24 protein-coding genes are annotated in these 25,492 nt (G+C 62.0%); 8 read left to right on the top strand and 16 right to left on the bottom strand.

Annotation, left to right across the window (positions count from 1 at the left end; all coding sequences use genetic code 11):
* Nucleotides 1-56: 56 nt before the first annotated feature.
* The 4 genes from arfA to leuS form a co-directional block, all read right to left on the bottom strand.
* The gene (gene arfA, locus JKA62_RS17030) at nt 57-221 is read right to left on the bottom strand and encodes an alternative ribosome rescue factor ArfA (RefSeq protein ID WP_007958672.1); all 165 of its coding nucleotides are present in this window, start codon (nt 219-221) and stop codon (nt 57-59) included.
* A gap of 140 nt (nt 222-361) precedes the next feature.
* Nucleotides 362-1,399 (bottom strand): DNA polymerase III subunit delta, encoded by a 1,038-nt coding sequence (holA, locus tag JKA62_RS17025; RefSeq protein ID WP_007958673.1) that lies wholly within the window; start codon nt 1,397-1,399, stop codon nt 362-364.
* Nucleotides 1,400-1,438: 39 nt separating this feature from the next.
* Entirely contained in the window at nt 1,439-2,044 is a 606-nt protein-coding gene (locus tag JKA62_RS17020; protein WP_011336090.1) for an LPS-assembly lipoprotein LptE, read from the bottom strand.
* 87 nt (nt 2,045-2,131) lie between these two features.
* A complete protein-coding gene (gene leuS / locus JKA62_RS17015; protein WP_011336089.1) occupies nt 2,132-4,738 on the bottom strand; it encodes a leucine--tRNA ligase in 2,607 nt (868 codons plus the stop codon).
* Between the two features lie 254 nt (nt 4,739-4,992).
* Here leuS and JKA62_RS17010 point away from each other — a divergent pair, with 254 nt between their 5' ends.
* Both JKA62_RS17010 and JKA62_RS17005 read left to right on the top strand, forming a co-directional pair.
* On the top strand, nt 4,993-5,316 hold the full coding sequence (locus tag JKA62_RS17010; protein WP_011336088.1) for a hypothetical protein: 324 nt from the start codon (nt 4,993-4,995) through the stop codon (nt 5,314-5,316).
* 105 nt (nt 5,317-5,421) lie between these two features.
* Nucleotides 5,422-6,201 (top strand): YdcF family protein, encoded by a 780-nt coding sequence (locus tag JKA62_RS17005; protein WP_011336087.1) that lies wholly within the window; start codon nt 5,422-5,424, stop codon nt 6,199-6,201.
* A 35-nt stretch (nt 6,202-6,236) separates the two neighbouring features.
* Here the strand turns inward: JKA62_RS17005 and lnt are convergent, their stop codons facing one another.
* From lnt to miaB, 5 genes are all read right to left on the bottom strand, one after another.
* On the bottom strand, nt 6,237-7,760 hold the full coding sequence (lnt, locus tag JKA62_RS17000) for an apolipoprotein N-acyltransferase (protein ID WP_011336086.1): 1,524 nt from the start codon (nt 7,758-7,760) through the stop codon (nt 6,237-6,239).
* A 17-nt stretch (nt 7,761-7,777) separates the two neighbouring features.
* Nucleotides 7,778-8,617, bottom strand: coding sequence for an HlyC/CorC family transporter (locus JKA62_RS16995; RefSeq protein ID WP_007909641.1), 840 nt, complete (start codon nt 8,615-8,617; stop codon nt 7,778-7,780).
* Nucleotides 8,618-8,622: 5 nt separating this feature from the next.
* Nucleotides 8,623-9,117: an rRNA maturation RNase YbeY gene (ybeY, locus tag JKA62_RS16990; protein ID WP_011336085.1), complete on the bottom strand. Its 495-nt coding sequence runs from the start codon at nt 9,115-9,117 to the stop codon at nt 8,623-8,625.
* Nucleotides 9,110-10,114 carry a PhoH family protein gene (locus JKA62_RS16985; protein ID WP_011336084.1) on the bottom strand — a complete coding sequence of 335 codons (1,005 nt, stop codon included), beginning with the start codon at nt 10,112-10,114 and terminating at the stop codon, nt 9,110-9,112. Before JKA62_RS16985 ends, ybeY begins: the two co-directional genes overlap by 8 nt.
* A gap of 123 nt (nt 10,115-10,237) precedes the next feature.
* Complete coding sequence (miaB, locus tag JKA62_RS16980) at nt 10,238-11,566, bottom strand: tRNA (N6-isopentenyl adenosine(37)-C2)-methylthiotransferase MiaB (protein ID WP_011336083.1); 1,329 nt, start codon at nt 11,564-11,566, stop codon at nt 10,238-10,240.
* Between the two features lie 132 nt (nt 11,567-11,698).
* Between miaB and JKA62_RS16975 the strand changes: the two genes are divergently transcribed.
* Nucleotides 11,699-12,028: a DUF1820 family protein gene (locus JKA62_RS16975; RefSeq protein WP_007958692.1), complete on the top strand. Its 330-nt coding sequence runs from the start codon at nt 11,699-11,701 to the stop codon at nt 12,026-12,028.
* A 98-nt stretch (nt 12,029-12,126) separates the two neighbouring features.
* Here the strand turns inward: JKA62_RS16975 and JKA62_RS16970 are convergent, their stop codons facing one another.
* The 4 genes from JKA62_RS16970 to JKA62_RS16955 form a co-directional block, all read right to left on the bottom strand.
* Complete coding sequence (locus tag JKA62_RS16970) at nt 12,127-12,681, bottom strand: tetratricopeptide repeat protein (protein WP_011336082.1); 555 nt, start codon at nt 12,679-12,681, stop codon at nt 12,127-12,129.
* Between the two features lie 226 nt (nt 12,682-12,907).
* The gene (gene hemL, locus JKA62_RS16965) at nt 12,908-14,191 is read right to left on the bottom strand and encodes a glutamate-1-semialdehyde 2,1-aminomutase (protein WP_201818739.1); all 1,284 of its coding nucleotides are present in this window, start codon (nt 14,189-14,191) and stop codon (nt 12,908-12,910) included.
* Nucleotides 14,192-14,201: 10 nt separating this feature from the next.
* On the bottom strand, nt 14,202-14,825 hold the full coding sequence (gene thiE / locus JKA62_RS16960) for a thiamine phosphate synthase (RefSeq protein WP_011336080.1): 624 nt from the start codon (nt 14,823-14,825) through the stop codon (nt 14,202-14,204).
* Nucleotides 14,826-14,849: 24 nt separating this feature from the next.
* On the bottom strand, nt 14,850-15,647 hold the full coding sequence (locus JKA62_RS16955) for a hydroxymethylpyrimidine/phosphomethylpyrimidine kinase (RefSeq protein WP_011336079.1): 798 nt from the start codon (nt 15,645-15,647) through the stop codon (nt 14,850-14,852).
* 304 nt (nt 15,648-15,951) lie between these two features.
* Between JKA62_RS16955 and JKA62_RS16950 the strand changes: the two genes are divergently transcribed.
* The 4 genes from JKA62_RS16950 to JKA62_RS16935 all read left to right on the top strand — a co-directional run bounded on the left by JKA62_RS16950 (nt 15,952) and on the right by JKA62_RS16935 (nt 22,312).
* Nucleotides 15,952-18,300: a hybrid sensor histidine kinase/response regulator gene (locus tag JKA62_RS16950; protein ID WP_201818738.1), complete on the top strand. Its 2,349-nt coding sequence runs from the start codon at nt 15,952-15,954 to the stop codon at nt 18,298-18,300.
* 95 nt (nt 18,301-18,395) lie between these two features.
* Nucleotides 18,396-20,045 (top strand): acyl-CoA dehydrogenase family protein, encoded by a 1,650-nt coding sequence (locus JKA62_RS16945; RefSeq protein ID WP_011336077.1) that lies wholly within the window; start codon nt 18,396-18,398, stop codon nt 20,043-20,045.
* Nucleotides 20,046-20,104: 59 nt separating this feature from the next.
* Entirely contained in the window at nt 20,105-21,604 is a 1,500-nt protein-coding gene (gene amn, locus JKA62_RS16940) for an AMP nucleosidase (RefSeq protein WP_011336076.1), read from the top strand.
* 72 nt (nt 21,605-21,676) lie between these two features.
* Entirely contained in the window at nt 21,677-22,312 is a 636-nt protein-coding gene (locus JKA62_RS16935) for a pseudouridine synthase (protein WP_236676572.1), read from the top strand.
* On the opposite strand, the gene JKA62_RS16930 is transcribed toward JKA62_RS16935, so the two are convergent.
* On the bottom strand, nt 22,307-22,516 hold the full coding sequence (locus JKA62_RS16930; RefSeq protein WP_003228500.1) for a DUF2788 domain-containing protein: 210 nt from the start codon (nt 22,514-22,516) through the stop codon (nt 22,307-22,309). The genes JKA62_RS16935 and JKA62_RS16930 overlap by 6 nt on opposite strands.
* 106 nt (nt 22,517-22,622) lie before the next feature.
* Nucleotides 22,623-23,102 carry an Lrp/AsnC family transcriptional regulator gene (locus JKA62_RS16925; protein ID WP_007909658.1) on the bottom strand — a complete coding sequence of 160 codons (480 nt, stop codon included), beginning with the start codon at nt 23,100-23,102 and terminating at the stop codon, nt 22,623-22,625.
* Nucleotides 23,103-23,557: 455 nt separating this feature from the next.
* On the opposite strand from JKA62_RS16925, the gene JKA62_RS16920 reads away from it, so the two are divergent.
* A complete protein-coding gene (locus tag JKA62_RS16920) occupies nt 23,558-24,601 on the top strand; it encodes a DUF6515 family protein (RefSeq protein WP_011336074.1) in 1,044 nt (347 codons plus the stop codon).
* Here JKA62_RS16920 and JKA62_RS16915 read toward each other — a convergent pair.
* Nucleotides 24,595-25,491: a cation diffusion facilitator family transporter gene (locus tag JKA62_RS16915; RefSeq protein ID WP_011336073.1), complete on the bottom strand. Its 897-nt coding sequence runs from the start codon at nt 25,489-25,491 to the stop codon at nt 24,595-24,597. The genes JKA62_RS16920 and JKA62_RS16915 overlap by 7 nt on opposite strands.
* Nucleotide 25,492 lies beyond the last annotated feature (1 nt).

The following is a 25,492-nucleotide window of genomic DNA, read 5'->3' as shown; positions in this document are numbered from 1 at the left end:
GGTCCAGGGAATACGAATCAGGTGCAGACCTTAACATGAGGAAGGGGTGCTGTGCTTCAAGCGGCCAGAAAGTAAGAAGCCTCCCAGCTGTCAGACTGGAAGGCTTCGCGGCGGTAGCTGCCTTTACCCTTGGTGGGGCGTTCCTGGCGGCTGCGGAACAGGGGTTGGGCGACGATGGATTTGGCCTTGTTGTGGCCATGTTTCGATGGCTTTTTGCTCATGAGGGTTCTCTCGATTGAGTGAGGTCTTGCGCGGCAGATAATCTGCCGATCTCGGGCGTCTGTCTATAGGACCGAGGGCGGGATGTTCTGTAGGAAATGGACTCGGTAAACAACGGGACCGCCGCGCGCGATCCCGGATTTCATTCGGCAGGTAATGTCAGACGCTGACCGGCCATCAGCAGCGCCAACCGGCTGAGGCTCATCCACGGCGAACCGGCTGCCTGGCCCTTGATCTGCGCATCGATACGCTGGGCTTCGAGCAGCAACTGCGCCCAGCGTTGCGCCGAGTAACGTTGCAGGGCCTTGCTCATCAGCGGTTTGCGCTTGTCCCAGACCGGCGGCTTGGCCTGACTGAAGCACTTGTCCAGCGGTGTGCCCTGGCTGTACTGCAACGAGATGTTGGCCAGCAAGCGCAACTCCCGGGCCAGAGCCCAGAGGATCACCGGTGGTTCGACCCCTTCACCGCGCAGCCCTTCGAGCATGCGCAGGGCGTGAGCCGGTTCGCCGTTGAGCACTGCGTCGGTCAGGCCGAATACGTCGAAGCGCGCACTGTCGGCCACGGCTGCCTGCACGGTTTCGACGGTGATCTGCCCGCCCTCGGCCATCAGCTTGAGTTTTTCGATCTCTTGCGCGGCAGCCAGCAGATTGCCTTCGACCCGCGCGGCGATCAATTCGACCGCGTCCTGGCTGGCCGACAAGCCGGCCTGGGACAGTCGCTGACGAATCCAGCTCGGCAGCTGGTTGGCATCTACCGGCCAGATCTGCACGAACTGGGTCTGCTGACCCTCGACCAGCGCCTTGCCCCACTTGGTCTTCTGCGCGCTACCGTCCAGCTTCGGCAGGCTGATCAACAGTACCGTGTCTTCAGCCGGGCGCGAGCAGTACTCGATCAGCGCGGCGGCGCCCTTGTCACCGGGCTTGCCCGAAGGCAGGCGCAGTTCCAGCAAGCGCTTTTCGGCGAACAGCGACATGCTGGCGCCGGCCTGCAGCAGCGTACCCCAATCGAAATTGGCGTCGGCGGCAAAGACCTGGCGTTCGTCGAACCCTTGCTGACGGGCAGCGGAGCGAATGGCGTCGGCAGCTTCCTGACACAGCAGCGGGTCATCGCCGCTGATGATGTAGACCGGCGCGAGGGCGCCTTGCAGGTGTTTGCCGAGTTGGGCGGGAGCGAGCTTCATAAGAGAGGGCGAACGGGGCGCCTGAGCGCCCCGTACGTCTTACTGCTGCGGCAGTTCGAGCGGCGACTGACGCGGGGTTTCCGCTTCAGCCTTCTGCGCCGCTTCGAGTGCATCGGCTTCAGCCTTGGCCCGGGCATTGGCTGTCTGCTGCAGGGCATCCAGTTGAGCCGGCGTCAGTTGCTGCAGGCGCAGCATCATGCGTTGTACCAGTTCGCGCTGGGTTTCACGGCGGGCATCGTTGGCTTCCTGGTCGGAACCCACCAGGTTGTTGCCGTCGTGAATGAACACTTTCTGCACTTCAAGCTTGTCGCTTTTCAGCAGCAGACCTTTCTCGCCACGGATGTCATAGCTGAGCACGGTGCTCACCTGGTACTCGCCAGTGCGACCCGCACCGGCGTAGCTGAGGATGCGCTGGGATTCCTGTTCATCGGAAAGGTAAAGCTTGTATGGCGCGCCGGAGACAACCTTGACGCCACTGGATTCAAGCACCTGACGCAGTTGCGTCACGATTTCGCCATAGGCGTTGCGGGCGCTCAGATCAAGTTCCTTGATCGTAAGTTCGGTGGTGCCGGTGCCGCGCAGCTGGAAACCGCAGGCGCTCAACAGGACGGCGAGGCCCATCACCAGCAGATTGCGTTTGATCATTGTGTTGCTCCCCTTGAAACCATGTGGGCCGACTCTGTGGCCCGAAAGGTTTTACTGGGCGTCAGGCTCACCTGACGCCCGATCCAATTAGCTGGCGACGATATTGACCAGTTTCCCGGGCACTACGATCACTTTGCGAATCGTCAGACCGTCAACAAAACGCAGCACGTTTTCGTTGGCACGGGCTGCCGCTTCGACTTCTTCACGGGTGGCGGCGGCCGGCATTTCGATCTGGCCACGCAGCTTGCCGTTGACCTGGATCACCAGGGTCAGGCTGTCCTGCACCAGCGCACTTTCGTCCAGCACCGGCCAGCTGGCGTCGATCACCGGATCGGCGTGGCCCAGGCGGTTCCACAGCTCGTGGCTGATGTGCGGTGTGATCGGAGCCAGCAGCAGCGTCACGGTTTCCAGACCTTCCTGAACCAGTGCGCGATCCTGTTCGGTCGCTTGCGCGGCTTTTTCCAGCACGTTCATCAACGTCATCACCTGGGCGATGGCGGTGTTGAATTTGTGGTTCTGGCCGACGTCATGGCTGGCCTGCTTGATCGCCTGGTGAATCGCGCGACGAATGACTTTCTGCTCGTCATTCAGACTGGCGATGTCCAGTTTGCCTGGCAGGCCCTGAGTGATGTGGGCCTGAGCCAGACGCCAGACGCGCTTGAGGAAGCGGTGCGAGCCTTCCACGCCGGAGTCGGACCATTCCGCGCTCATGTCAGGTGGCGAGGCGAACATCATGAACAGACGGCAGGTGTCGGCGCCGAACTGGTCAATCATCGACTGAGGGTCGACGCCGTTGTTCTTCGACTTGGCCATCTTCTCGGTGCCGCCGATTTCCACCGGCAGGCCATCGGCGATCAGCTTGGCGCTGATGACCTTGGCCTTGCTGTCGCGCTCAAGTTCCACGTCCGCCGGGTTGAACCAGGTGTAGGCACCATTGGCTTCGCGACGATAGTAAGTCTCGGCGACCACCATGCCCTGGGTCAGCAGGTTCTTGAACGGCTCGTTGGAGCTCACCAGGCCTTCGTCGCGCATCAGCTTGTGGAAGAAACGCGCGTACAGCAGGTGAAGAATGGCGTGTTCGATACCGCCGATGTACTGATCCACCGGCAACCAGTGGTCGGCCGCGGATTTTTCCACCAGACCGCCTTCGAAGTGCGGCGAGGCGTAACGGGCGTAGTACCAGGACGACTCGACGAAGGTGTCCATGGTGTCGGTTTCACGCTTGGCAGGCTGACCGCATTTCGGGCAGGTGCACTCGTAGAACTCAGGCATGCGCGCCAGCGGCGAACCGGCGCCGTCCGGCACTACGTCTTCCGGCAGGACGACCGGCAGTTGGTCTTCCGGCACCGGCACGTCACCGCAGGCGTCGCAGTGAATGATCGGGATCGGGCAGCCCCAGTAGCGCTGACGGCTGATGCCCCAGTCGCGCAGGCGGAACTGGGTGCGCGAGGCACCGAGGTTTTTCTTGATCAGGGCGACTTCCATGGCGTCGAACGCGCCGGCGAAGTCCAGGCCGTCGAACTCGCCGGAGTTGATCAGCGTGCCGTGCTCGCCGTAGGCGTCTTGCCATGGCGCCGGGTTGGTGTCACCGGAGCTGGTGCGCACCACGGATTTGACCGGCAGGTTGTACTTGTGGGCGAATTCGAAATCGCGCTCGTCGTGCGCCGGCACAGCCATGACTGCGCCGTCGCCGTAGTGCATCAGCACGTAGTTGGCGACCCACACCGGCAGTTTTTCGCCGGTCAGCGGGTGCTCGACGAACAGGCCGGTCGGCAGGCCTTTCTTCTCTTGAGTGGCGACGTCGGCTTCGGCGACGCTGCCGCCCTTGCATTCGGCGATGAACGCTTGCAGCTCAGGGTTGTTCTTCGCGGCGAGAGCGGCCAGGTGGTGCTCGGCAGCCACAGCAACGTAAGTTGCGCCCATCAGGGTGTCCGGACGGGTGGTGAAGACTTTCAGGGTGCCGCTTTCGCCGATCGAGTCGACGTTGTACGGGAACTGCACTTCCATCCCGCGCGACTTGCCGATCCAGTTGCGCTGCATGGTCTTGACCTGTTCAGGCCAGCCAGTCAGTTCGTCGAGGCTCTCCAGCAGCTCATCCGCGTACGCGGTGATCTTGAAGTAGTACATCGGGATTTCGCGCTTTTCGATCAGCGCGCCGGAACGCCAGCCGCGACCGTCGATCACCTGTTCGTTGGCCAGGACGGTCTGGTCGATCGGGTCCCAGTTCACGGTGCCGTTCTTGCGGTAGATCACGCCTTTTTCGAACAGGCGAGTGAACAGCCATTGTTCCCAGCGGTAGTAATCCGGTTTGCAGGTGGTGACTTCGCGCGACCAGTCCACCGCCAGGCCCAGGCTGCGCAGCTGGGATTTCATGTAGGCGATGTTTTCGTAGGTCCACTTGGCCGGGGCCACGTTGTTCTTCATCGCGGCGTTTTCCGCCGGCATGCCGAAGGCATCCCAACCCATCGGTTGCAGAACGTTCTTGCCGAGCATGCGCTGGTAGCGGGAGATCACGTCGCCGATGGTGTAGTTGCGCACGTGCCCCATGTGTAGCTTGCCGCTGGGGTAAGGGAACATCGACAGGCAGTAGTAAGTCTCCTTGCCTGGCTGTTCACTGACTTCAAAGGACTTTTGCTCGTCCCAGAACGACTGGGCGGCGGCTTCGATTTCACGGGGCTGATATTGTTCGTGCATGGCTACTTTTGTACTGGATAGGGGTGGCCTAATCCTCTTCAATGCGACGTTCGGGGCGTGCCGGACGAGCTGGAAGTGGAGTTACAGGAAGCGCCGTAGCATACATGACCGCGCTCGGCCTAGGGAAACCCTGATTGCAGCCGTTTGACCGGTCAAAATTGCGGCGAGGGCCGTTGGTCGCGGCGTGCAGCCGGTTTGTGCAGCGAAGCTAAGCTCTAACTGGGGAGTGAGTCTTATCTTCAATGAGGTGAGGGATGGTGGAGTCACAGCAAAAAAACGTTACCAAACCCGAGTTGTACGAGCGGTTGATCGATCGTCTGGGGATGGCCCTGGACGCGGCAAAAACCGCTGGCCGGCTGCGCGACGAGCGCCCCCTGGAGCTGGAATTGCGTGGCTTGAGTCCCGCCGAGTTCAAACTGGTCAAGGCCTATCTGGATCGCAGTGAGCGTGAAACCCACGGATACCTGTCACAAGCAGTGAAACAACTCGATGCAGCCCATACGGCCAAAGTCATCTGGCTCAAGGACAAGGCACCCGGCAGAGATGCCGTCAAAGTGCGGACTCTGCAGGCCAAGTAAACGCATGGCAGGTCAAAAAGCGGATCTTTTTCAACGGGATCCGACCCTACTGGTTGTCGCGCTGTATCAACCCACTTAGGCTTCGGGCATCTCTGGAGATGCTCGATGCCTTTTCGTTATTTCATTAAACAACTTCTATTGCCGCCAGGCGTTCTCTTGTTGCTGCTGCTCGTTGCCTGGTGGCTGCGACGTTCGCGGCCGCGACTGGCCGGGCTGTGCTTTGCCCTGGGTTTTGGCGGCTTCTGGCTGATGAGTCTGCCGGTGGTCGTGCAATGGGGTGCCAAGGCCCTGGAGCGCGAGCCGCCGCTGGCGCGGGATTCATGGGCAAGTCTGGCGCAGCGCGCCGATGCGATTGTGGTGCTGGGCTCCGGTCGCGAGCGCGGCGATCTGGCCTGGGGCGAGGATCAACCGACCGGTGTCGGGCTGGAGCGCCAGCGTTATGCGGCGCGACTGGCCAAGGCATCGGGGTTGCCGATTCTGACCAGTGGTGGCCTGCATTACGGTACGCCGCCGACCGAAGCCAAACTGATGGCCGATTCGTTGCGCGATGACTTCGGTGTGACGGTGCGCTGGCAGGAAGGGGAGAGCCGCACCACGTGGGAGAACGCCGAATTCAGCGCCAAAGTGCTATTGCCGGAAGGTGTGAAGCGGATCGTGCTGGTGACCCAGGCCTGGCACATGCCGCGAGCGGTGTGGAGCTATCAACAGGCCGGATTCGAAGTGGTGCCGGCACCGGTCGGGTTCCTCGGCACGGACAATGCGCGACCGTTTGGCGGCTGGCTGCCGGAGTTCAAGTCGATCTGGCAAAGCGGGCAGTTGATGAACGAGGCGGTGGGGCAGATCGGCTATTCACTGTTCTACCGAGGGGGTGACAGCGCCGATTGATCACTCCCGCGCAGAACGCGGGAGTGAGCGGGTTTTCAGAGCGTCTTGGACATCCGGTTGGTCATCAGCGCCCAGCCGAACAGCACCACACACAGGATGATCAGCGGCCACGAGCGCCATTGCAGATACGGCGTCAGGTTGTGCATCGGCACCACTTCGCCGTAGAGCACGCCCTGCTCGAACTGCGGAATTCGCTCGGTGATCTGGCCAAACGGGTTGATCAGCCCGGTCACGCCGTTGTTGGTCGCGCGAATCATCCAGCGTCCGGCTTCAAGCGCGCGCATCTGCGCCATTTGCAGGTGTTGCAACGGGCCGATGGACGTACCGAACCAGGTGTCGTTGCTGATCGTCAGCAGCAGATCGCTGCGTGCCGCCAGGCCCGCGGCGAATTCCGGGTAAACCACTTCGTAGCAGATGAACGGCGCGATCTGATATCCCTTGGCCTGCAACAGGGCCTGATCGGCAGGGCCGCGGGCGAAGTCGGACATTGGCAGGTCGAAGAACGCGATCAGCCCGCGCAGGATGTCCTGCAAGGGTACGTACTCGCCGAATGGCACCAGCTTCTGTTTCAGATAAGTGCCATCGCCTTCGCCGACCACGGTGATGCCGTTGAAGAAGCGTTTTTCGTGACGGACCATTTCGCGGATCGGCACGCCGGTAATCAGCGCCGATTTACGCTCGGCGGCGAAGTTGCCCATCATGGTCAGGTAGCCCTCGGCGGACTCCTTGAGCACCGGGACTGCGGTTTCCGGCCAGATCAGCAGGTCCACCGGTTTGGAGCGGAAACTCAGGTCGCGGTACAGCGCCAGTTGCGCGTTGAGCTCGGCCGGGTCCCATTTCATGCTTTGCGCGACGTTGCCCTGGATGGCGGCAACGGTGAGAGGCGCGCCGGCCGGGCTGGTCCAGGCATGGCCCTTGAGCGCAATGCCTGCCGCCCATGGACCGATCAGCAATACCAGGCCGGCAGCGATGAAGGCTTTGCGGCGGGTTTGCAGCAGGCGCGGTGCGTTGTAGATCAGTGCAGCGGTCAGCGCGAGAACGAACGACACCAGCCACATCCCGCCCACTGGCGCGAGTCCGGCCAGTGGGCCGTCAAGCTGGCTGTACCCGGAATACAGCCACGGGAAACCGGTGAGGAACCAGCCACGGAAAGCTTCCTGGCCGACCCACAGCGCCGCAAACGCCAGTGCGTCAGCCACCGGCGCGTCGTTACGCCGCAACCAGCGTGCCCACAGCCAGGCGGGCAGGGCGAAGAACCAGGCAATCGCCGCCGTGAAGATCAGCATCAGGAAACCGGCCAGCAGCACCGAAGCGCCGCCGAAATGGTGGATGCTGTAATAGATCCAGCTGGTGCCGGCGCCGAACAGGCCGAAGCCGAAGCACCAGCCACGACCCAAGGCCTGACGCGGGCTCAGCTCGCGCAGGCCTGCATAGAACAGGCCGACTGCCAGCAAGGCCAGCGGCCAGAGATCGAACGGTGCCAGCGCGAAGGTGGTGATTGCACCGGCCGCCACGGCCAGCAGGTTACCGGGCCAGCCGGGACGGGTTGTCCAGCGCATTTCAATCCTTAGATTTTTTACCGGGCGATTGGGGTCAGTCGCAGCAAATGAATCCGACGGCTGTCGGCGTTCAGGATGCGGAAACGATAGGCGCCGATTTCAGTGATTTCGTTGCGTTTTGGCAAGTGCCCGAACGCGCTCATCACCAGCCCGCCGACGGTGTCGAACTCGTCGTCGGAGAATTCGCTGTCGAAGAACTCGTTGAAGTTCTCGATCGGCGTCAGGGCCTTGATCAGGAAATCACCGCTGGGCAGCGGCTTGATGTAGCTGTCTTCTTCGACGTCGTGCTCGTCTTCGATGTCGCCGACGATCTGCTCGAGCACGTCTTCGATGGTCACCAGACCGGCCACACCACCGTATTCGTCGATCACGATGGCCATGTGGTTGTGGTTGGCGCGGAATTCACGCAGCAACACGTTCAGACGCTTGGACTCCGGCACGAACGTGGCCGGGCGCAGCAGGTCCTTGATGTTGAAGCTGTCGCCGTTCTCCTTGAGGATCAGCGGCAGCAGATCCTTGGCCAGCAGCACGCCCATCACGTCGTCATGGCTTTCGCCGATGACCGGGTAGCGCGAGTGGGCCGAGTCGACCACGGCGGGGAGGAATTCGCGGGGTGTCTGGGTCGCCTTGATGCTGATCATCTGCGAGCGCGGCACCATGATGTCGCGAACCTGCAGGTCAGCCACCTGGATGGCGCCTTCGACGATGGCCAGCGCTTCGCTGTCCAGCAGTTTGTTCTGATGTGCATCGCGCAGCAGCTCAAGCAGCTCCTGGCGGTTCTTCGGCTCGTGGGCAAAAGCCTGGGTCAGTTTACCCAGCCATGACTTTTGCCCGTTGCTCGATCGATCTTCGCTCATAGCGATTACTCTGAATCCTTTGTTGTAACAGTAGGGGATGTTTCGGTTTCGTCGTCCGCGTACGGATCGGGATAACCCAATTCGGCAAGCAACTCGCGTTCCAGTGCTTCCATTTCCTCGGCTTCCTCGTCATCTATATGGTCGTAACCAAGCAGATGCAAGCAGCCGTGAATGACCAGATGTGCCCAGTGGGCCTTTAGTTCCTTGCCCTGTTCGGTGGCCTCACGCTCAACCACGGCCACGCAGATCACCAGATCTCCCAGCAGCGGGATGTCTAGGAACTCGTCGGGCACTTCGGCGGGAAAGGACAGGACGTTGGTCGCGTAATCCTTGTGCCGCCAGGTGTGATTCAGCTCGCGGCCTTCGTCCTCATCGACCAGACGAATGGTCATTTCCGAGTCGGCTGTGCGCTGGCGCAGGGCCAGTTCGCACCATTGGCGGAACTCGGCTTCGGTCGGCGCAGGCGCTTCGGTCGCGATTTGCAGGTCAAGCTCAAGCATCGTGGCGGGTGTCCTTTGGCGCTTCATCGGCCAAACGCGTCTCGAAGCGCTCGTAGGCTTCGACGATGCGTTGCACCAACGGATGGCGCACCACGTCTTTGGGCTGGAAGTGGGTGAAGCTGATGCCCGGCACATCTTTCAGGACTTCGATGACGTGATGAAGTCCGGATTTGGTGCCGCGCGGCAGGTCGACCTGGGTGATGTCGCCGGTGATCACGGCCGTGGAGCCGAAACCGATCCGGGTCAGGAACATCTTCATCTGTTCGACGGTGGTGTTCTGGCTCTCATCGAGAATGATGAAGCTGTTGTTCAGCGTGCGACCGCGCATGTAGGCCAGCGGCGCGACTTCGATCACCTGACGCTCGATCAGCTTGGCCACGTATTCGAAGCCGAGCATTTCATAGAGCGCGTCGTAGAGCGGGCGCAGGTAAGGGTCGATCTTCTGCGACAGGTCGCCGGGCAGGAAGCCGAGTTTTTCACCCGCTTCGACCGCCGGACGCACCAGCAGGATGCGGCGGATCTGCTCGCGCTCCAGGGCATCGACGGCGCAGGCCACGGCCAGATAGGTCTTGCCGGTACCGGCCGGGCCGATGCCGAAGTTGATGTCGTTGCCAAGGATTTCTTTCACATAGCGCAGCTGATTCAGGCCGCGTGGGCGAATCATGCCTTTCTTGGTGCGCAGGGCGACGGAGGCTTCGGCGGGGGCGTGGTTGTCCAGTTGCTCGACAGCCGATTCCTGGAGGAACAGGTGAACCGTATCCGGCGACAGCTCTGAACCCTTGGTTTCCCGGTACAGGCGGCGAATCAGGTTTTCCGCGGAAGTGGTGTGCTTGGGTTCGCCGATCAGCTCGAACTGATTGCCGCGGTTGCGGATCTCGATGGCCAGGCGCTGTTCGATCAGCCGCAAGTGCTCGTCGAACTGCCCGCACAGATTGGCGAAGCGGCGAGCCTCAAAGGGCTCGAGGATGAAACGATGTGGTTCGATGGGTGCGTTCAAGGTCGTATTTAGCCGCCCTGGGGCAATTAGGATGAAATCAAGGATAACGCCAGCGGCGTGGGTGCGAAAGCTCTTAAAAAGCCTTGCATCGATTCAGCCGTCTGGCGCGGTCTCCTTGCGGTGTTACTGGATCAGCGAGCCGCGCAGCGAGTGCGGTTGCGCCGCGTCGATGTGGACGTCGGCGAACTGGCCGATCAGGGTCGGATTATCGCAGCGGAAGTTGACGATACGGTTATTCTCGGTCCGCCCTTGCAGCTCGCCGGGGTCTTTCTTCGAATAATCGGTCACCAGAATCCGCTGGACCGAACCGACCATTTGTCGGCTGATCTCGAACCCTTGCTGGTTCAAACGGTGCTGCAAGGCGTTCAGGCGCTCTTTCTTCAGCTCTTCCGGGGTGTCGTCGGCCAGGTCGGCAGCCGGGGTGCCCGGGCGTTGGCTGTAAACGAACGAGTAGGAAAAGTCGAAACCGACGTCGGCAATCAGCTTCATGGTCTGTTCGAAATCTTTCTCGGTTTCCCCCGGGAAGCCGACGATGAAGTCCGAACTGATGCAGATGCCCGGTACGGCGGCACGCAGTTTGCGCAGCTTGGATTTGTATTCCAGCGCCGTGTGGTTGCGCTTCATCGCGGCCAGGATCCGGTCCGAACCCGACTGCACCGGCAAGTGCAGATGCTTGACCAGTTCCGGCACTTCGGCGTGGGCCTGGATCAGGCTGTCGGAGAACTCCAGCGGGTGCGAAGTGGTGTAGCGGATGCGGTCGATGCCGTCGACCGCCGCGACCACGCGGATCAGTTCGGCCAGGTCCGCCAGGCGACCGTCGTGGGTCAGCCCGCGATAGCCGTTGACGTTCTGCCCCAGCAGGGTCACTTCACGCACACCGTTTTCGGCCAGGTGGATGATCTCGGCGATCACGTCGTCGAACGGTCGGCTGACTTCTTCGCCGCGGGTGTAAGGCACCACGCAGAACGTGCAGTACTTGCTGCAGCCCTCCATCACCGACACATAGGCGCTCGGGCCGTCGATACGCGGCTCGGGCAGGTGGTCGAATTTTTCGATTTCCGGGAACGACACGTCGACTTGCGGCAGCTTGCTGATGCGCGCGGCGTCGATCATTTCCGGCAGACGGTGCAGGGTCTGCGGGCCGAACACCACGTCGACGTACGGCGCGCGATCGCGGATCGCCGCGCCTTCCTGGCTGGCCACGCAACCGCCGACGGCGATCACCATGTCCGGGTTGGCCAGTTTCAGTTCGCGCCAGCGGCCGAGCTGGGAATACACCCGGTCCTGGGCGCGTTCGCGGATCGAGCAGGTGTTGAGCAGGATCACGTCGGCATCTTCGGCGCGCGCCGTGACTTCCAGGGCCTGGTGTTCGCCCAGCAGATCGACCATGCGCGAGCTGTCGTACTCGTTCATCTGGCAACCGTGGGTTTCGATGTAAAGCTTCTTGGCCATGGAATAGGGTCGTCACGTGGTTCAAAGAACCGCGCATTATAGGGAACATGTCCCCAGGTTCCTACCGCTGCGCGTCCGGTGGCTATGCTATAGTTCGCGCCCTCATTTTTACCCCGATGTCGTCCGCCCGCCATGACCAAACGCGAAGCTCCAATCTACAAGGTGATTTTCCTCAACCAGGGCCAGGTGTTCGAAATGTACGCCAAGCAGATCTATCAAAGTGATCTTTGGGGCTTTCTGGAAGTGGAAGAGTTCGTCTTTGGCGAGCGCACGCAAGTGGTCGTCGACCCGAGCGAAGAAAAGCTCAAGGCGCAGTTCGAAGGCGTGGTGCGCAGCTTTGTGCCGATGCACTCGATCGTGCGCATCGATGAAGTGGAGCGACTGGGGACACCGAAGATCAGCGAAGCCCGTGGCGGCGTTGGCAACGTGATGCCGTTTCCGGTGCCGATGCCCGAGAAGTAAAACCGGGTTTTATGGAAGTGATCGTTCCCATGCTCTGCGTGGGAATGCCGCCTTCGACGCTCCGCGTCGGTGACGAAAAGCGCGGGAACTATCGTTAGTCAGGGCAGGGGCGAGAACGGCGTACGCCCGTCGGCGCTCTGCAGTTCCATCAGGTATTTACGGAAAATTTGCCCGAGCACCTGGGTCGCGGTTTCCAGGTCTTCGCGGGACATCTTTTCGGACACTTCGTCGGCGGTGTCGAGCGCGTCTTCGGCGCCGTTGACCGCCGCCATCTTCAGCACGATGTACGCCTGAATGTTGTTGGCTTGCACGCCTTCGCCGTGGAAGAACATGGTGCCGAGCTTGAATTGCGCCTGGGCATGGCCTTGCAGCGAGGCCTTTTCGAAATAGCTCAGGGCTTGATTGAGGTCGCGCGGCGCGTTCTTGCCGTCGTAGTAGAACTCACCCAACTCGTATTGCGCTTGCGCATCCCCTTCATCCGCTGCCTTTTGGCAGGCGGCGAGGGCCTGCGTGACATCTTGCGGCTGAGTATTGAGGGTGCAGCGACCCATCGCCGGGATCAACAACGAGTTGCCGCCTGCTTGTGCATTCGCGAGCAGCGGCTGAAGGAGCAACAGGCAGCCCAAGGCAAGGGTGCGGCCGGTGCGGTTCATGGGAATCGACTTACCTCTGAAGGGCGCGCGGACCCGTCGAGGGATCCAATAAGCGCGCATTATGAAATAAGCAGGGCCATCCTTACAAAGTCTTTACTCGATTTTCTGCTGCGCGGGAAATATATCGCCCACTTTATGGGAGATTTTTGGCAGGCGTGTCGGAAAAGGCGCGCGAATGTAGGAGAACGCTGACGCTGGCAATGGCCAACGTCAGCGGCGGGGCGTTTTACTTCAACTTGGCGAAGGCGCGTTCGGCGGCGTCGAGGGTCAGTTTCAGCTCGGCTTCGCCATGGGCGATCGAGGTGAAACCGGCTTCGAAAGCGCTCGGTGCGAGATATACGCCACCTTCCAGCATCAGGTGGAAGAAGCGACCGAACAGCGCCGCATCGCTGGCCATCACGTCTTCAAAAGTAACAATGTCGTCGGCACCACTGAAGTACAGACCGAACATGCCGCCCGCCTGGGTGGTCACGAACGGAATGCCGGCGGCATCGGCGCGCTGTTGCAGGCCGTCGAGCAGGCGCGTGGTGTAGTCGGTCAGCTCGGCGTGGAAGCCCGGACGGCTGATCAGACGCAGGGTGGTCAGGCCGGCAGCCATCGCCAGCGGGTTACCCGACAAGGTGCCCGCCTGATAGACCGGGCCCAACGGCGCGATGCGCTCCATGATCAAGCGCTTGCCGCCGAAGCAACCGACCGGCATGCCGCCGCCGATGATCTTGCCGAAGGTGGTCAGGTCCGGGGTTACGCCGTAGTAAGCCTGGGCGCCGCCGAGGGCGACGCGGAAACCAGTCATCACTTCGTCGAAAATCAGCACCACGCCGTGCTTGTCGCACAGGCTGCGCAGGCCTTCGAGGAAACCCGGTGCCGGCGGTACGCAGTTCATGTTGCCGGCCACGGGCTCGACGATGATGCACGCCACGTCCTGGCCGACTTCGGCGAGCATTTTTTCAACGGCGTCGATGTCGTTGAACGGCAGGGTCAGGGTGTGTTTGGCGAACGCTGCGGGTACGCCGGCAGAGCTTGGTACGCCTTGGGTCAGTGCACCGGAACCGGCCTTGACCAGCAGGCTGTCGGAGTGACCGTGGTAGCAGCCTTCGAACTTGATGATGCTGTCGCGGCCGGTGAAGCCACGGGCCAGACGGATTGCACTCATGGTCGCTTCGGTGCCGGAGCTGACCATGCGCACCATCTCCATCGACGGCACCAGCGAGCAGACCAGGTCGGCCATCTCGGTTTCCATCGCGGTCGGCGCGCCGTAGGACAGGCCGTGCTGCAACTGGTTGCGCACCGCGTCCAGCACGTCCGGGTGGCTGTGGCCGAGGATCATCGGGCCCCACGAGCCGACGTAATCCACATAACGCTTGTCGTCTTCGTCAGTGACGTAGGCGCCTTCGGCGTGCTTGAAGAACAGCGGCGTGCCGCCAACGCTCTTGAACGCGCGTACCGGCGAGTTCACGCCACCGGGAATGTGTTTCTGGGCGTTGGCAAACAGGGTTTCGGAACGAGACATGATCGGGCTCTCAGACTTTTAGTAATTCATTGAAGGCGCGGGCGCGGCGGGTCACTTCGGCGGTGCTGTTGGCGCCGAACAGGCCATGGACCACGGCCAGCAGATCGACACCGTGGGCCACCAGCGGCGCGGCGTTGTCGAGGGTGATGCCGCCGATCGCGCAGATCGGCAGGTGCAGGGTGCGTTTGGCCTCGTCGAGCAGATCGAGGCTGCAACTCGGTGCACCGGGTTTGGTGTTGGAGTTGAAGAAACGACCGAAGGCGACGTAACTCGCGCCTTCCCTGGCGGCCTGTTCGGCCAGTTCAAGCTGCGCGTGGCAGGTCGAACCGATGATCGCCTTGTAGCCGAGCAGGGCGCGGGTCGGCGACAGCGGGCCGTCGGTCTGGCCCAGGTGCACGCCGACGTTCAGGCGTGCGGCCAGTTCGGCGTCATCGTTGATGATCAGTTGCGTCTTGTAGCGTTCGCACAGATCGCGCAGGGCTTCGGCCTCACGCAGACGGCGGGCTTCGTCGCTGCTCTTGTCACGGTATTGCAGCAGGGTGACGCCGCCTTCCAGCGCCGCCTCCACGTAGGACAGAAACTTGCCGGCCAGCAACTGGCTGTCGGTGATGGCATACAGGCCACGTAGTTTCATCGCGCAGACCTCAGGCTCGAAACATCAGGAACAGAAATCCAGCGGCAGGCGACGCGGCACGAACTGGCCTTTGCCCAGCTGTTCGGCATCGCGCAGGGTGCGCCAGGTGTAATCCAGTGCCGTGCGTACGGCGCTGGCAAGGTTTTCGCCCAGTGCCAGGCGGCCGGCAAGCGTGCTGGCCAGGGTGCAACCGGAGCCGTGATAGCTGCCCGGCAAGCGCTGGCACTTGAAGGTTTCGCGCAGGCCGTCGCGGCTGTACAGGCGGTTATGGATTTCGCTTTCGTCGCCGTGACCGCCAGTGATCAGCAGGTTCTTGATGAACGGCAGGAGTTTTTCAGCGCACTCGTCCGCGGTGCCTTCCGGCAGTTCGGCAAGGATCCGGGCTTCGGGAAGGTTGGGGGTGGCGATGATCGACAGCGGCAGCAGGCGTTCGCGCATGGCGTAGCCGACTTCGTCCTTGCCCAGGCGTCCGCCGCCGCCGGCACGCAGCACCGGGTCGCAGACCACTGGCAAGTGCGGGTGCGCCTGAAGCAGTTCGACGACGGTGTCGACCATTTCCAGGGAACCGAGCATGCCCAGTTTCACTGCCGCGACTTCGGAGTCGTTGAGCACGGCATTGGCCTGGGCCAGTACCCACTCACGGTCGAGGACGCGAAAGTCAGTGACGTTGACGGTGTCTTGCACGGTCAGGGCGGTGACGGCCGGAGCCGCATGGCAACCCTGAGCGAGCAGGGCTTCGATATCTGCCTGCAAGCCGGCGCCACCACTGGGGTCGTGGCCGGAGAGACAGAGGACAACGGGGCGTGAGCTGTAGATATTCATGGTGCGCGAGCTTACCACCAAACCTGTTTTCCGGGTGTTGTGGCGCAGTGCGCGGCCGATAACACGGGTAGCGAGATCCACAGCGCTTGTCACAATCTGACCGAGCCAACAGCTCTAGCCCGGTATTTTGCCCTGGAACGCCCGTTCTAGAGCCTTTGTGGGAAAAATTTCCATGGTGCTCAATGGCCATCAACGGCTATGCTAGAGTGGATCCAAACCAATAACAGGTAATACCGGTTTTACGTCATCTCAAAGGGAATGGGGGGCTTCCTGACACAACCGGCCAAGCCACGCTGGGGCTTCAATGCGCTATTTGTTGATGTTGCTGTTCTGCTTGCCCCTCCTGGCAAGCGCCGTCGAGTTCGACGAGTTCACCCAGAGCCTCCCCCTGGGTCGATCCCTGCAAGTGTTCGAAGACCCGAGCGGTCAGGCGAGCATTGCCGACGTCCGCGCGCAAGCCGCCGCCGGAAACTTCAAACCCCATGACAAAGCCACGCTCAATGCCGGTTATTCGCGCTCGGCGTTCTGGCTGAAGATCGACCTGCATTACCGCCCGACCAATCCGTCGGCGCAGCGCAGCTGGTTGCTGGAGCTGGCGTATCCGCCGCTCGATCATCTCGACCTGTATCTGCCCGATGCGGCCGGCGACTACCGTCTGGTGCGGCAGACCGGGGACGCCTTGCCGTTCGCCAGTCGCGAGATCCGCCAGAACAATTACCTGTTCGACCTGGCGTTCAAGCCGGATCAGCAACGAACCGTTTATCTGCGGTTGTCCAGCGAAGGCTCGATCCAGGCGCCGGTGACGTTGTGGTCGAGCACCGCGTACCTTGAAGACCAACCGGTGCGCCTGTATGTGCTGGGGATCATTTATGGCGTGCTGCTGGGGATGCTGGTCTATAACCTGTTCATCTACCTCAGCGTGCGCGATACCAGTTACCTCTATTACATCTTCTATATCGCTTCGTTCGGCCTCTATCAGCTGTCGGTCAATGGCGCGGCGGTCGAGTATTTCTGGCCGGACAACCCATGGTGGGCCAACGCCGCCACGCCGTTCTTCATCGGTTGCGCGGGGCTGTTCGGCAGCCAGTTCGCCCGCAGTTTCCTGCAGACCAGGAACCACAGCCGCTGGCTCGATCGCCTGCTGATCGCCCTGATCGCGTTCGGCGCCATGGTGATCGGCCTCTCGTTGATGACCAGTTATGGCCTGGCCCTGCGTCTGGCGACGACCCTGGCGCTGACCTTCACCGTGGTGATCTTTGCCGCCGGGATCCTCGCCTGGTGGCGCGGCCTGCGGGTGGCGCGTTATTTCATCATTGCCTGGTCGGCGTTCCTGATCGGCGGCATCGTCAACACCATGATGGTGCTGGGCCTGCTGCCGAATGTGTTCCTGACCATGTACGCCAGCCAGATCGGTTCGGCCATTGAAGTGGCGCTGCTGTCGCTGGCGCTGGCCGACCGCATCAACGCGATGCGCGAACAACAGGCGCAGACCCTGTTCGATGCGGGCCAGAAGCTCGAAGTGCTCAACCAGCAACTGGCCCATAGCAACAAGCTCAAGGACGAATTCCTCGCGACCCTGACTCACGAACTGCGCACGCCGATGAACGGTGTGATCGGTTCGCTGGAGCTGATGCAGACCGTCGAACTCGATCCGGAGCTGGAGCAATACCAGCAGACCGCCGCCGGTTCGGCGCGGGACATGATGCGCATGGTCAACGGCATCCTGACCCTGACCGAATTGCAGGCCGGCAAGCTCAAGGCCACACCGGGCAGTTTCAGCCTGCGCGGGGTGGTCGAGGCGTTGCGGATGCAGTTCGATGGCAACGCTTCGAGCAAGTCGCTGGACTTCAAGGTCGACGTGCTGCCGACCCTGCCGGATCGCCTGCATGGCGACAGCGCCAAACTCGCGCAATGCCTGGAGTGCCTGCTGGACAACGCGATCAAGTTCACCCGCGTCGGCGGTCTGGCATTGCGGGTCACCGGCAAACCGTCCACGGACAATCGGCTGGCGCTGTCCTTCGCGGTGATCGACACCGGCATCGGTTTTACCGATCTGGGCGAGGCCACGCTGTATCAGCGGTTCTTCCAGCTCGACGGTTCGATGACCCGCGAATACGGCGGGCTGGGTGTCGGTCTGGCGATCTGCCGTCAATTGGTGGAACTGCTCGGCGGCAAGCTCACGCACCGTTCCGAACCGGGGAGTGGCAGCCGCTTTCAACTGGATGTCGAGTTTGAGTTGCCGGAAGTGGAAGCCGTGCCCGCGTTCAGCCGCGACACCGTGCGTGCGCCGCAGGATTGCACCGTGTTGCTGGTGGACGACAACAGCGTCAATCAATTGGTGATGCGCGGCATGTTGCTCAAGCTCGGTTTCCGGGTGCGCACCGCCGACCACGGCGCGGCGGCGCTCGACTGTTTGCAGCGCGAGCGCTTCGATGCCGTGCTGATCGACTGCCAGCTGCCACCGCTCGACGGGGCATCGCTGTGTTGCCAGATCCGTGACCTGCCGGGATGCGCCCATCTGCCGGTGTTCATGATCGCGCTGGGGGCGGATCGCGAGCATTGTGCGTCGGGTGGCTCGATCGACTACCTGAGCAAACCGGTGAAATTCGAGGATCTGCAGGTGGCGATGCAGCGGCGGGTGTTGAGTTGCTGACAGGGTGAAAGCGCCGGCATTTCGGCCGATATGACACTTTGATCGGTTCCGGTGCGGTGCTTAACTGAAGCTCTGGCCGATCAAGGAGCCCCGTCATGAACCTGCATCAGTTCGCCGAAACCCACGAAGTCACCAACCAGCCACCGTCGCTGGACGGCACCAACCTGTACCGCATTGATCTGCCATTGCAGGAGTGGTCGCGGCGGTTCGGCGCTGGCTGGGCCGAGTCGCGGATCGATGCCTACGGCGCGCTGGCCGGCGGGCCGCTGATGGAGGCCGGGTTCCTTGCCAACCAGAACAAACCGGTATTTGCCAGCCATGACCGCTACGGTCATCGCATCGATCTGGTGGAGTTTCATCCGGCGTATCACGAGCTGATGCGCACTGCCATTGAACATGGCCTGACGTCGTTGCCCTGGGCTCATCCACAGGACGGCGCCCATGTCGCCCGCGCTTCCATGAGCTATCTGCACAGTCAGGCCGAGGCCGGCAGTGGTTGCCCGCTGACCATGACCTTCGCCAGCGTTCCGGCGATGCGTTTGCAGCCGAATCTGGCCGAGCATTGGCTGCCGAAAATCCTCGCCACCGAATACGACCCGCGCAATGTCGGCATGGCCCACAAGGCCGGCGTCACCATCGGCATGGCGATGACCGAGAAACAGGGCGGCACCGACGTGCGTGCCAACACCACCAAGGCTTATCCGGTCGGCGCCAGTGGCCCGGGCCAGGCCTATGAACTGGTGGGGCACAAGTGGTTCTGTTCGGCGCCGATGTGCGATGCGTTCCTGACGCTGGCGCAAACCGACAAGGGCTTGAGCTGCTTCCTGCTGCCGCGCCATCGCCCGGACGACACGCGCAATCAGTTCTACATCCAGCGCCTGAAAAACAAACTCGGTAACCAGTCCAACGCCTCCAGCGAAGTGGAGTTCCGTGGTGCGCTGGCGTGGATGGTCGGTGAGGAAGGGCGCGGCGTGCCGACCATCATCGAGATGGTGGCGATGACCCGTTTCGATTGCATGGTCGGCTCCAGCTCGCTGATGCGTCAGGCGCTGACCCAGGCCAGCCATCACTGCGCCCATCGCAAGGTCGGTGGCAAACTGCTCAGTGAACAACCGCTGATGCAGAATGTGCTGGCCGATCTGGCGCTGGAAAGCGAAGCCGCGCTGGCGCTGAGCCTGCGCATGGGCAAGGCGCTGGATCATCTCGATGACCGCCATGAAGCGCAGTTCGCCCGGTTGGTGACAGCGGTGGGCAAGTACTGGATCTGCAAACGCGCGCCGGCAATGATCAACGAAGCCGCCGAATGCATGGGCGGCGCCGGGTATGTCGAAGACAGCATCCTGCCGCGTTTGTACCGCGAGGCGCCGGTGAACTCGACGTGGGAAGGCTCCGGCAATGTGCAATGCCTCGACGTGTTGCGCGCCTTGTCGAAAGAGCCGGGCGTGCTCGATGTGTTGTTCAGCGAGTTGGGCGACGGCCATGGCGACAAGCGACTGGCCGCGCACATTCAGCAATTGCAGGCGCAGTTCAAGGACACCAGTGACATTCAGTACCGCGCTCGGCAACTGACCGAAGACATCGCTTTGGGACTGCAAGCGAAGCTGCTGCTGGAGGCCGGGAATTCTGCGGTCAGCGATGCTTTTATCGCCAGTCGCCTGAGCGGTGGCGGCCGGGTCTACGGCGCGTTGCCGCGCGGGTTGGATGTCGAAGCCATCGTCGCTCGCTCCACACCACAAGGTTTCTGAAGGGGGATCGCGACAAAGCCATTACGCCACTGTTTCCGTGACGCCACGATGCAGGCAAGATGAAGCTCTGCAAGTCAGAACACAGGAAGCTGATCGTGACCGAAGCGTTTATTGTCGTTCAAACCGCCGAACAGGCCGTGGATCGTCTCGCCGAGCTGCATGAGCGGGCCACCACGGCGCTGAACTCGGCGCTCAAGCGTTATCTCAAGGATCGCGTCGAGCCCGACGCCGAGCAACGTGCCCTGTTCCGTTATCCCGAACTGCGTCTGACCTACCACTGCCAGGGCGAAGTCCCGCAGACCACCCGCGCCTACGCCAAGGTGCAGTTGCCGGGTACTTACAGCGTGACCGTTACCCATCCGAAGGCGTTTCGCAAATACCTGCTCGAGCAGCTCACGCCGCTGATGCACGACTTCACCGTGACTGTCGAAGTCGGAGTCAGCGGGCAGAACATTCCGTACCCGTACGTGGTCGAGCAGGGCGATGAACTGGCCGGCTCCGGTGTCACTGCCGCCGTGCTGGCGCGAGTGTTCCCGAGTACCGACCTGTCCGCCGCCACCGATGGCATTGCCGACGGGCTCTACGACTGGGAAAACACCGATCCGCTGCCGCTGGCGCTGTTTGACGCCGCGCGCGTCGACTTCTCGCTGCGTCGTCTGGTGCACTACACCGGCAGCGACTGGCGCCATGTGCAGCCGTGGATTCTGTTGACCAACTATCACCGTTATGTCGACCAGTTCATCGTCCATGGCCTGGAACAACTGCGCCGCGACCCGCGTTTCGTGCGCATGGTGTTGCCGGGCAACGTGATCATCGAAAAAGGCATGGATCATGGCGAAGCCTCGGCGATTGCGGCCGGCGTGGTCTGGCACCGCTATCAGATGCCGGCCTATCACCTGATCGCCAGCGATGGCCACGGCGTGACCTTGGTCAATATCGGCGTCGGCCCGTCCAACGCCAAGAACATCACCGACCACCTGGCTGTGCTGCGTCCGCATTGCTGGCTGATGATCGGTCACTGCGGCGGCCTGCGTCAGTCACAGACCATCGGCGACTACGTGCTGGCTCACGCTTACATGCGTCGCGACGGGATTCTCGACCGGGTAGTGCCGCCGAACATTCCGATTCCGGCCCTGGCCGAAGTGCAACTGGCGTTGCAGCAAGCGGCGGCCAACATCACCGGCGAAAAAGGCGAAGAGCTGAAGAAGCGCCTGCGCACCGGCACCGTGCTGACCTACGACGACCGCAACTGGGAATTGCGCTGGGCCCAGGAGCGACCGCTGATCAACCTGTCCCGCGCCGTGGCCGTGGACATGGAAAGCGGCACCATCGCCGCCCAGGGTTATCGCCTGCGGGTGCCGTACGGCACGTTGTTGTGTGTGTCGGACAAGCCGCTGCACAGCGAAATCAAGCTGCCGGGTTCGGCCAACGCGTTCTACGAACGTGCGGTCAGTCAGCATTTGAAGATCGGTATCGAAGCAGTGGATCTGCTGCGCACCGAACTCAATTCGCTGCACTCGCGCAAACTGCGCAGCTTCGACGAGCCGCCGTTCCGCTAACGGTTTGTCGTGGTCATTTGGCGGTCGGGGCACTAGCATTGTCAGCCCTGATCGCTAAATGTCTTCTCTCTTATGTCCCGTCCCCAACGTCCGCCTTCCCGCCGCCCCGGCGCGAAGCCAGCTTCTTCAGCCCCGCGCCGTGTCGCCAAGGCACCGCCCGCTGAGCCGAAGCTGATCCTGTTCAACAAACCGTTCGATGTGCTGACGCAATTCAGCGACGGTGAAGGGCGGGCGACGCTCAAGGATTACATCGACATTCCGGGTATTTACCCGGCCGGACGGCTGGACCGCGACAGCGAGGGTTTGCTGCTGCTGACCAACGACGGTCAGTTGCAGGCGCGGATCGCCGACCCCAGGCACAAACTGGCGAAAACCTATTGGGTGCAGGTCGAAGGCCTGCCTACGGCCGAGCAGTTGCAGCGTCTGCGTGACGGCGTTGAATTGAATGACGGCATGACCTTGCCCGCGCAAGCGAGGCAACTGGACGAGCCCGAACTGTGGCCGCGCAATCCACCGGTGCGCTTTCGCGCAACGATTCCGACAACCTGGCTGGAACTGGTGATTCGCGAAGGGCGCAACCGCCAGGTGCGGCGGATGACGGCGGCGGTCGGGCTGCCGACGTTGCGGCTGGTGCGGGTCAGGATTGGTGACTGGACGATCGAAGGGCTCGATCAGGGCCAGTGGAAAGAAGTGCCGGCGCGCTTATAAGGCGCCGGATTCGATCAGGCCGATCACCACGCTTTTGATGATGAACGCGGCCACGCCCAGGCCCAGCACGAAGAACAGAATGAACGAGCCGAAGCGTCCGGCCTTGGACTTCTTCGCCAGATCCCAGACGATGAAACCCATGAAAATGATCAGGATGCTAACCAGACCGGTCATCATCCACTCTTCAAATACTGCTGGATCCATCGGGCATCTCCGGCGCTGCGCGGCTGAAAGGGCGGCCGGGAGTATACGCCAGCGGTGAACGACGCAGCATTGACCTGCGTCGGTGTGCCGCAGTCATTCGTCGATTTCAGCTGCGCAGATGAGTCAGCGGCAGTTCGGTGCTGTTGAGCACCTGATTCAGCACAAAACTCGAGCGCACGCTGGTTACGCCTTCGATCCGGGTCAGATGCCCCAGCAGCAGCTTCTGATAGTGATCCATGTCCGGCACCACCACTTTCAGCTGATAGTCGGCATCCACGCCAGTCACCAGGCTGCATTCCAGCACTTGCGGCAAGGTGCGGATCGCCGCTTCGAAATTCTCGAAACGCTCCGGCGTGTGCCGGTCCATGCCGATCAGCACGTAGGCGGTCAGGCTAAGGCCGAGCATCTTGCGATCGAGCAGGGCGACCTGACGGGAGATGTAACCGTCGTCCTCCAGTTGCTTGACCCGGCGCGAGCACGGGGAGGGCGACAGACCGATGCGCTCGGCCAGTTCCTGGTTGGAGATGCGGGCGTCGCGCTGCAATTCCGCCAAAATACTCAGGTCGTAACGGTCGAGTTTGCTCATCAAACGGTCCTTTGTCTTAACTATTGCGGCGGATTATCTATCCAGGGTTAAAAATTGCGCAAGTGATGTTTATTTGAGCAATCTTCGCAATCATCTGTCGCGGCTCCGGGCCTATTCTTATCACCAGAATCACTGCTCGGTAACACAGTCCACTGCGGCCCGCCCAATCCGGCCCGCCGCGGCCGCCACCCCCACCGGGGTTGTGCCGGCCCCCGAGCTGCACACTGTCCAGAAGACGGCGTGAGGTGAGCCGACGTCAAAAGCGTCGAGCCAGGACGAAGTTCTCTAGAAGGGAGGCCGACGGGTCTCCCTTTTTTCTTGCCCGCGATTTGGCCCATCTCGCTCAATAAATAAATGACGTGACTGATAACCTGTAGCAGAACCCGGTGTGTCCATCCCCGGTCTTAGCTACACGCCCTCTTAATTTCAGGCCTTGGTCCGCAGTGAGGAATTCCATGAAGTCGCGCATCTGGCGTCTGGCCAGTGTTGGTTTGCTGTGTGTGAGTGTCGGTGCGCAAGCGCTGGCGGATGAGCCGCAGAATCGCGGCCCCGACGGCGGCGGACGCGGGCCGGAGCATCAGGGCAGCAATCAGGGCCATGGTGGCGGCAATCAGCCGCACGGTCAGAACAATCCGCAGCGGCAGAACAACGACATCATTCGTGGCGACAACAGCCGCCAGTTCGAGCACAACGGTCAGCAGAACCACGGGCAACCGAACAACGGCCAGTGGCAGAACCAGCCACGTCCGGCGTACAACCCCAACCCGGTGCGCCAGCCGCCACCGCCGCCGCAACTGCCGGCCAATGACCTGCCGATCCAGCCGCGCCCCGACACCGTGCGCCAGACCCAGGAACCTCGTCAGGGTTACTACCGCGACGAGCGCCCGCAGAACGGTTATCACCAGAACTGGCAGACCGGCAACCGCCCCAACGACAACCGCTGGCCGGGTCGTCCCGATGGGCATGGCAACGGTTGGGGCCCCGGCCCGCAGTACCGGCCGGGCCATGTGATCGACCGTTTCCCGGATCGTGACTACCGCGTGCCCTATCGCGGCCAGGACTACTTCTACTCCGGCGGCTACTGGTATCGCCCACAAGGCCCGCGCTACATAGTGGTTCAGCCGCCGCGCGGGATTCGCATCCAGTACCTGCCGGATTACGCCCGTGAAGTGTGGATCGGCGGTTCGCTGCTGTTCCTCGCCGCCGGCTCGTACTACGCCTATCAGGAAGCGACCCAGGATTACGTGGTGGTCGAGCCGCCGGTGCAGCAGCCATCGCAGCCGACCGGCAATGGTTATGACGTGGAAGCCTATCCGGCCAACGGTCAGTCACCGGAGCAGGTTCAGCGCGATGGTTACGAGTGCTATCAGTACGCGGTGCAGCAAAGCGGCTTCAATCCGCGCACCGCGACCTACCAGCCGGCGCCCGAAGTGGTGCAGGCCTACCGCCAGGCCCAGGGCAATTGCCTGAGCAGTCGCGGTTATCAGGTCAACTACTGAGCCCGAGCGGCTTTGACCACTTCCTGCGGGTCGGCGTGCACCAGCACTTCGGCCCGTGGGTAGGCTTTGTGAATGGCATCCGCCGCCTGATCGCTGATGCCGTGAGCCACTGACAGCGTCAGCTCCCCCGGCAGCTCCAGGTGCAACTGCACGAACCAGTGATTGCCGGAAATCCGCGTACGCAAATCATGCGCGCCCAACACGCCCGGTACGCCGCACGCCAGTTCGAGCATGTGCTGACTGACATCCGTCGGCAGCTCTTCATCCATCAGCACCGAAAAACTTTCCCGGGCGATCTGGATTGCGCTCCACAGAATGTATGCCGCGATCCCCAGACCAAACCACGCATCCAGCTGCTCGAAACCCAAACCGGCCAACACCAGCGCAATCAGAATGCTGCCGTTGAGCAACAGGTCCGAACGGTAATGCAGCGAATCCGCCCGCACGGCGTTGGAGCCGGTCTGCTTGATGACCCGATGCTGCAACATCAGCAGCGCCGCCGTCAGCACCAGGGAAAACACGATCACCCCGATGCTCAGCCACGGCGCGCCGAGGGGCTCGGGATTCTTCAGACGCTCATAAGCCTGAAACGCGATCAGCAGCGCACTGCCGCCAATGAACAGCGCCTGGGCCATGCCCGCCAGGGATTCAGCCTTGCCGTGGCCATAACGGTGATCGTCATCCGCCGGGCGCAGCGCGTAATGCACCGCCAGCAGATTGAGCAACGAAGCGATGCCATCGAGGGCCGAGTCGGTGAGGCCGGCGAGCATGCTCACCGAACCGCTCAGCCACCAGGCGATGGCTTTGGCGATGATCAGCGTACAGGCCACCGCCACCGAGGCGCGGGTCGCCAGCCGCAGCAGGCGGGCGTGTTCGGGGCTTGTGGTCATG

Origin of the sequence: Pseudomonas sp. B7 (assembly GCF_016735645.1) — a bacterium.
GTDB lineage: Bacteria > Pseudomonadota > Gammaproteobacteria > Pseudomonadales > Pseudomonadaceae > Aquipseudomonas > Aquipseudomonas glycinae.
This window is presented reverse-complemented; position numbering and strand designations above follow the sequence as displayed.

Excerpts from the sequence above, each read along its gene's own strand:
- arfA (WP_007958672.1), bottom strand. The coding sequence starts at position 221 with ATGAGCAAAAAGCCATCGAAACATGGCCACAACAAGGCCAAATCCATC.
- holA (WP_007958673.1), bottom strand. The coding sequence starts at position 1,399 with ATGAAGCTCGCTCCCGCCCAACTCGGCAAACACCTGCAAGGCGCCCTC.
- JKA62_RS17020 (WP_011336090.1), bottom strand. The coding sequence starts at position 2,044 with ATGATCAAACGCAATCTGCTGGTGATGGGCCTCGCCGTCCTGTTGAGC.
- leuS (WP_011336089.1), bottom strand. The coding sequence starts at position 4,738 with ATGCACGAACAATATCAGCCCCGTGAAATCGAAGCCGCCGCCCAGTCG.
- JKA62_RS17010 (WP_011336088.1), top strand. The coding sequence starts at position 4,993 with ATGGTGGAGTCACAGCAAAAAAACGTTACCAAACCCGAGTTGTACGAG.
- JKA62_RS17005 (WP_011336087.1), top strand. The coding sequence starts at position 5,422 with ATGCCTTTTCGTTATTTCATTAAACAACTTCTATTGCCGCCAGGCGTT.
- lnt (WP_011336086.1), bottom strand. The coding sequence starts at position 7,760 with ATGCGCTGGACAACCCGTCCCGGCTGGCCCGGTAACCTGCTGGCCGTG.
- JKA62_RS16995 (WP_007909641.1), bottom strand. The coding sequence starts at position 8,617 with ATGAGCGAAGATCGATCGAGCAACGGGCAAAAGTCATGGCTGGGTAAA.
- ybeY (WP_011336085.1), bottom strand. The coding sequence starts at position 9,117 with ATGCTTGAGCTTGACCTGCAAATCGCGACCGAAGCGCCTGCGCCGACC.
- miaB (WP_011336083.1), bottom strand. The coding sequence starts at position 11,566 with ATGGCCAAGAAGCTTTACATCGAAACCCACGGTTGCCAGATGAACGAG.
- JKA62_RS16975 (WP_007958692.1), top strand. The coding sequence starts at position 11,699 with ATGACCAAACGCGAAGCTCCAATCTACAAGGTGATTTTCCTCAACCAG.
- JKA62_RS16970 (WP_011336082.1), bottom strand. The coding sequence starts at position 12,681 with ATGAACCGCACCGGCCGCACCCTTGCCTTGGGCTGCCTGTTGCTCCTT.
- hemL (WP_201818739.1), bottom strand. The coding sequence starts at position 14,191 with ATGTCTCGTTCCGAAACCCTGTTTGCCAACGCCCAGAAACACATTCCC.
- thiE (WP_011336080.1), bottom strand. The coding sequence starts at position 14,825 with ATGAAACTACGTGGCCTGTATGCCATCACCGACAGCCAGTTGCTGGCC.
- JKA62_RS16955 (WP_011336079.1), bottom strand. The coding sequence starts at position 15,647 with ATGAATATCTACAGCTCACGCCCCGTTGTCCTCTGTCTCTCCGGCCAC.
- JKA62_RS16950 (WP_201818738.1), top strand. The coding sequence starts at position 15,952 with ATGCGCTATTTGTTGATGTTGCTGTTCTGCTTGCCCCTCCTGGCAAGC.
- JKA62_RS16945 (WP_011336077.1), top strand. The coding sequence starts at position 18,396 with ATGAACCTGCATCAGTTCGCCGAAACCCACGAAGTCACCAACCAGCCA.
- amn (WP_011336076.1), top strand. The coding sequence starts at position 20,105 with ATGAAGCTCTGCAAGTCAGAACACAGGAAGCTGATCGTGACCGAAGCG.
- JKA62_RS16935 (WP_236676572.1), top strand. The coding sequence starts at position 21,677 with ATGTCCCGTCCCCAACGTCCGCCTTCCCGCCGCCCCGGCGCGAAGCCA.
- JKA62_RS16930 (WP_003228500.1), bottom strand. The coding sequence starts at position 22,516 with ATGGATCCAGCAGTATTTGAAGAGTGGATGATGACCGGTCTGGTTAGC.
- JKA62_RS16925 (WP_007909658.1), bottom strand. The coding sequence starts at position 23,102 with ATGAGCAAACTCGACCGTTACGACCTGAGTATTTTGGCGGAATTGCAG.
- JKA62_RS16920 (WP_011336074.1), top strand. The coding sequence starts at position 23,558 with ATGAAGTCGCGCATCTGGCGTCTGGCCAGTGTTGGTTTGCTGTGTGTG.
- JKA62_RS16915 (WP_011336073.1), bottom strand. The coding sequence starts at position 25,491 with ATGACCACAAGCCCCGAACACGCCCGCCTGCTGCGGCTGGCGACCCGC.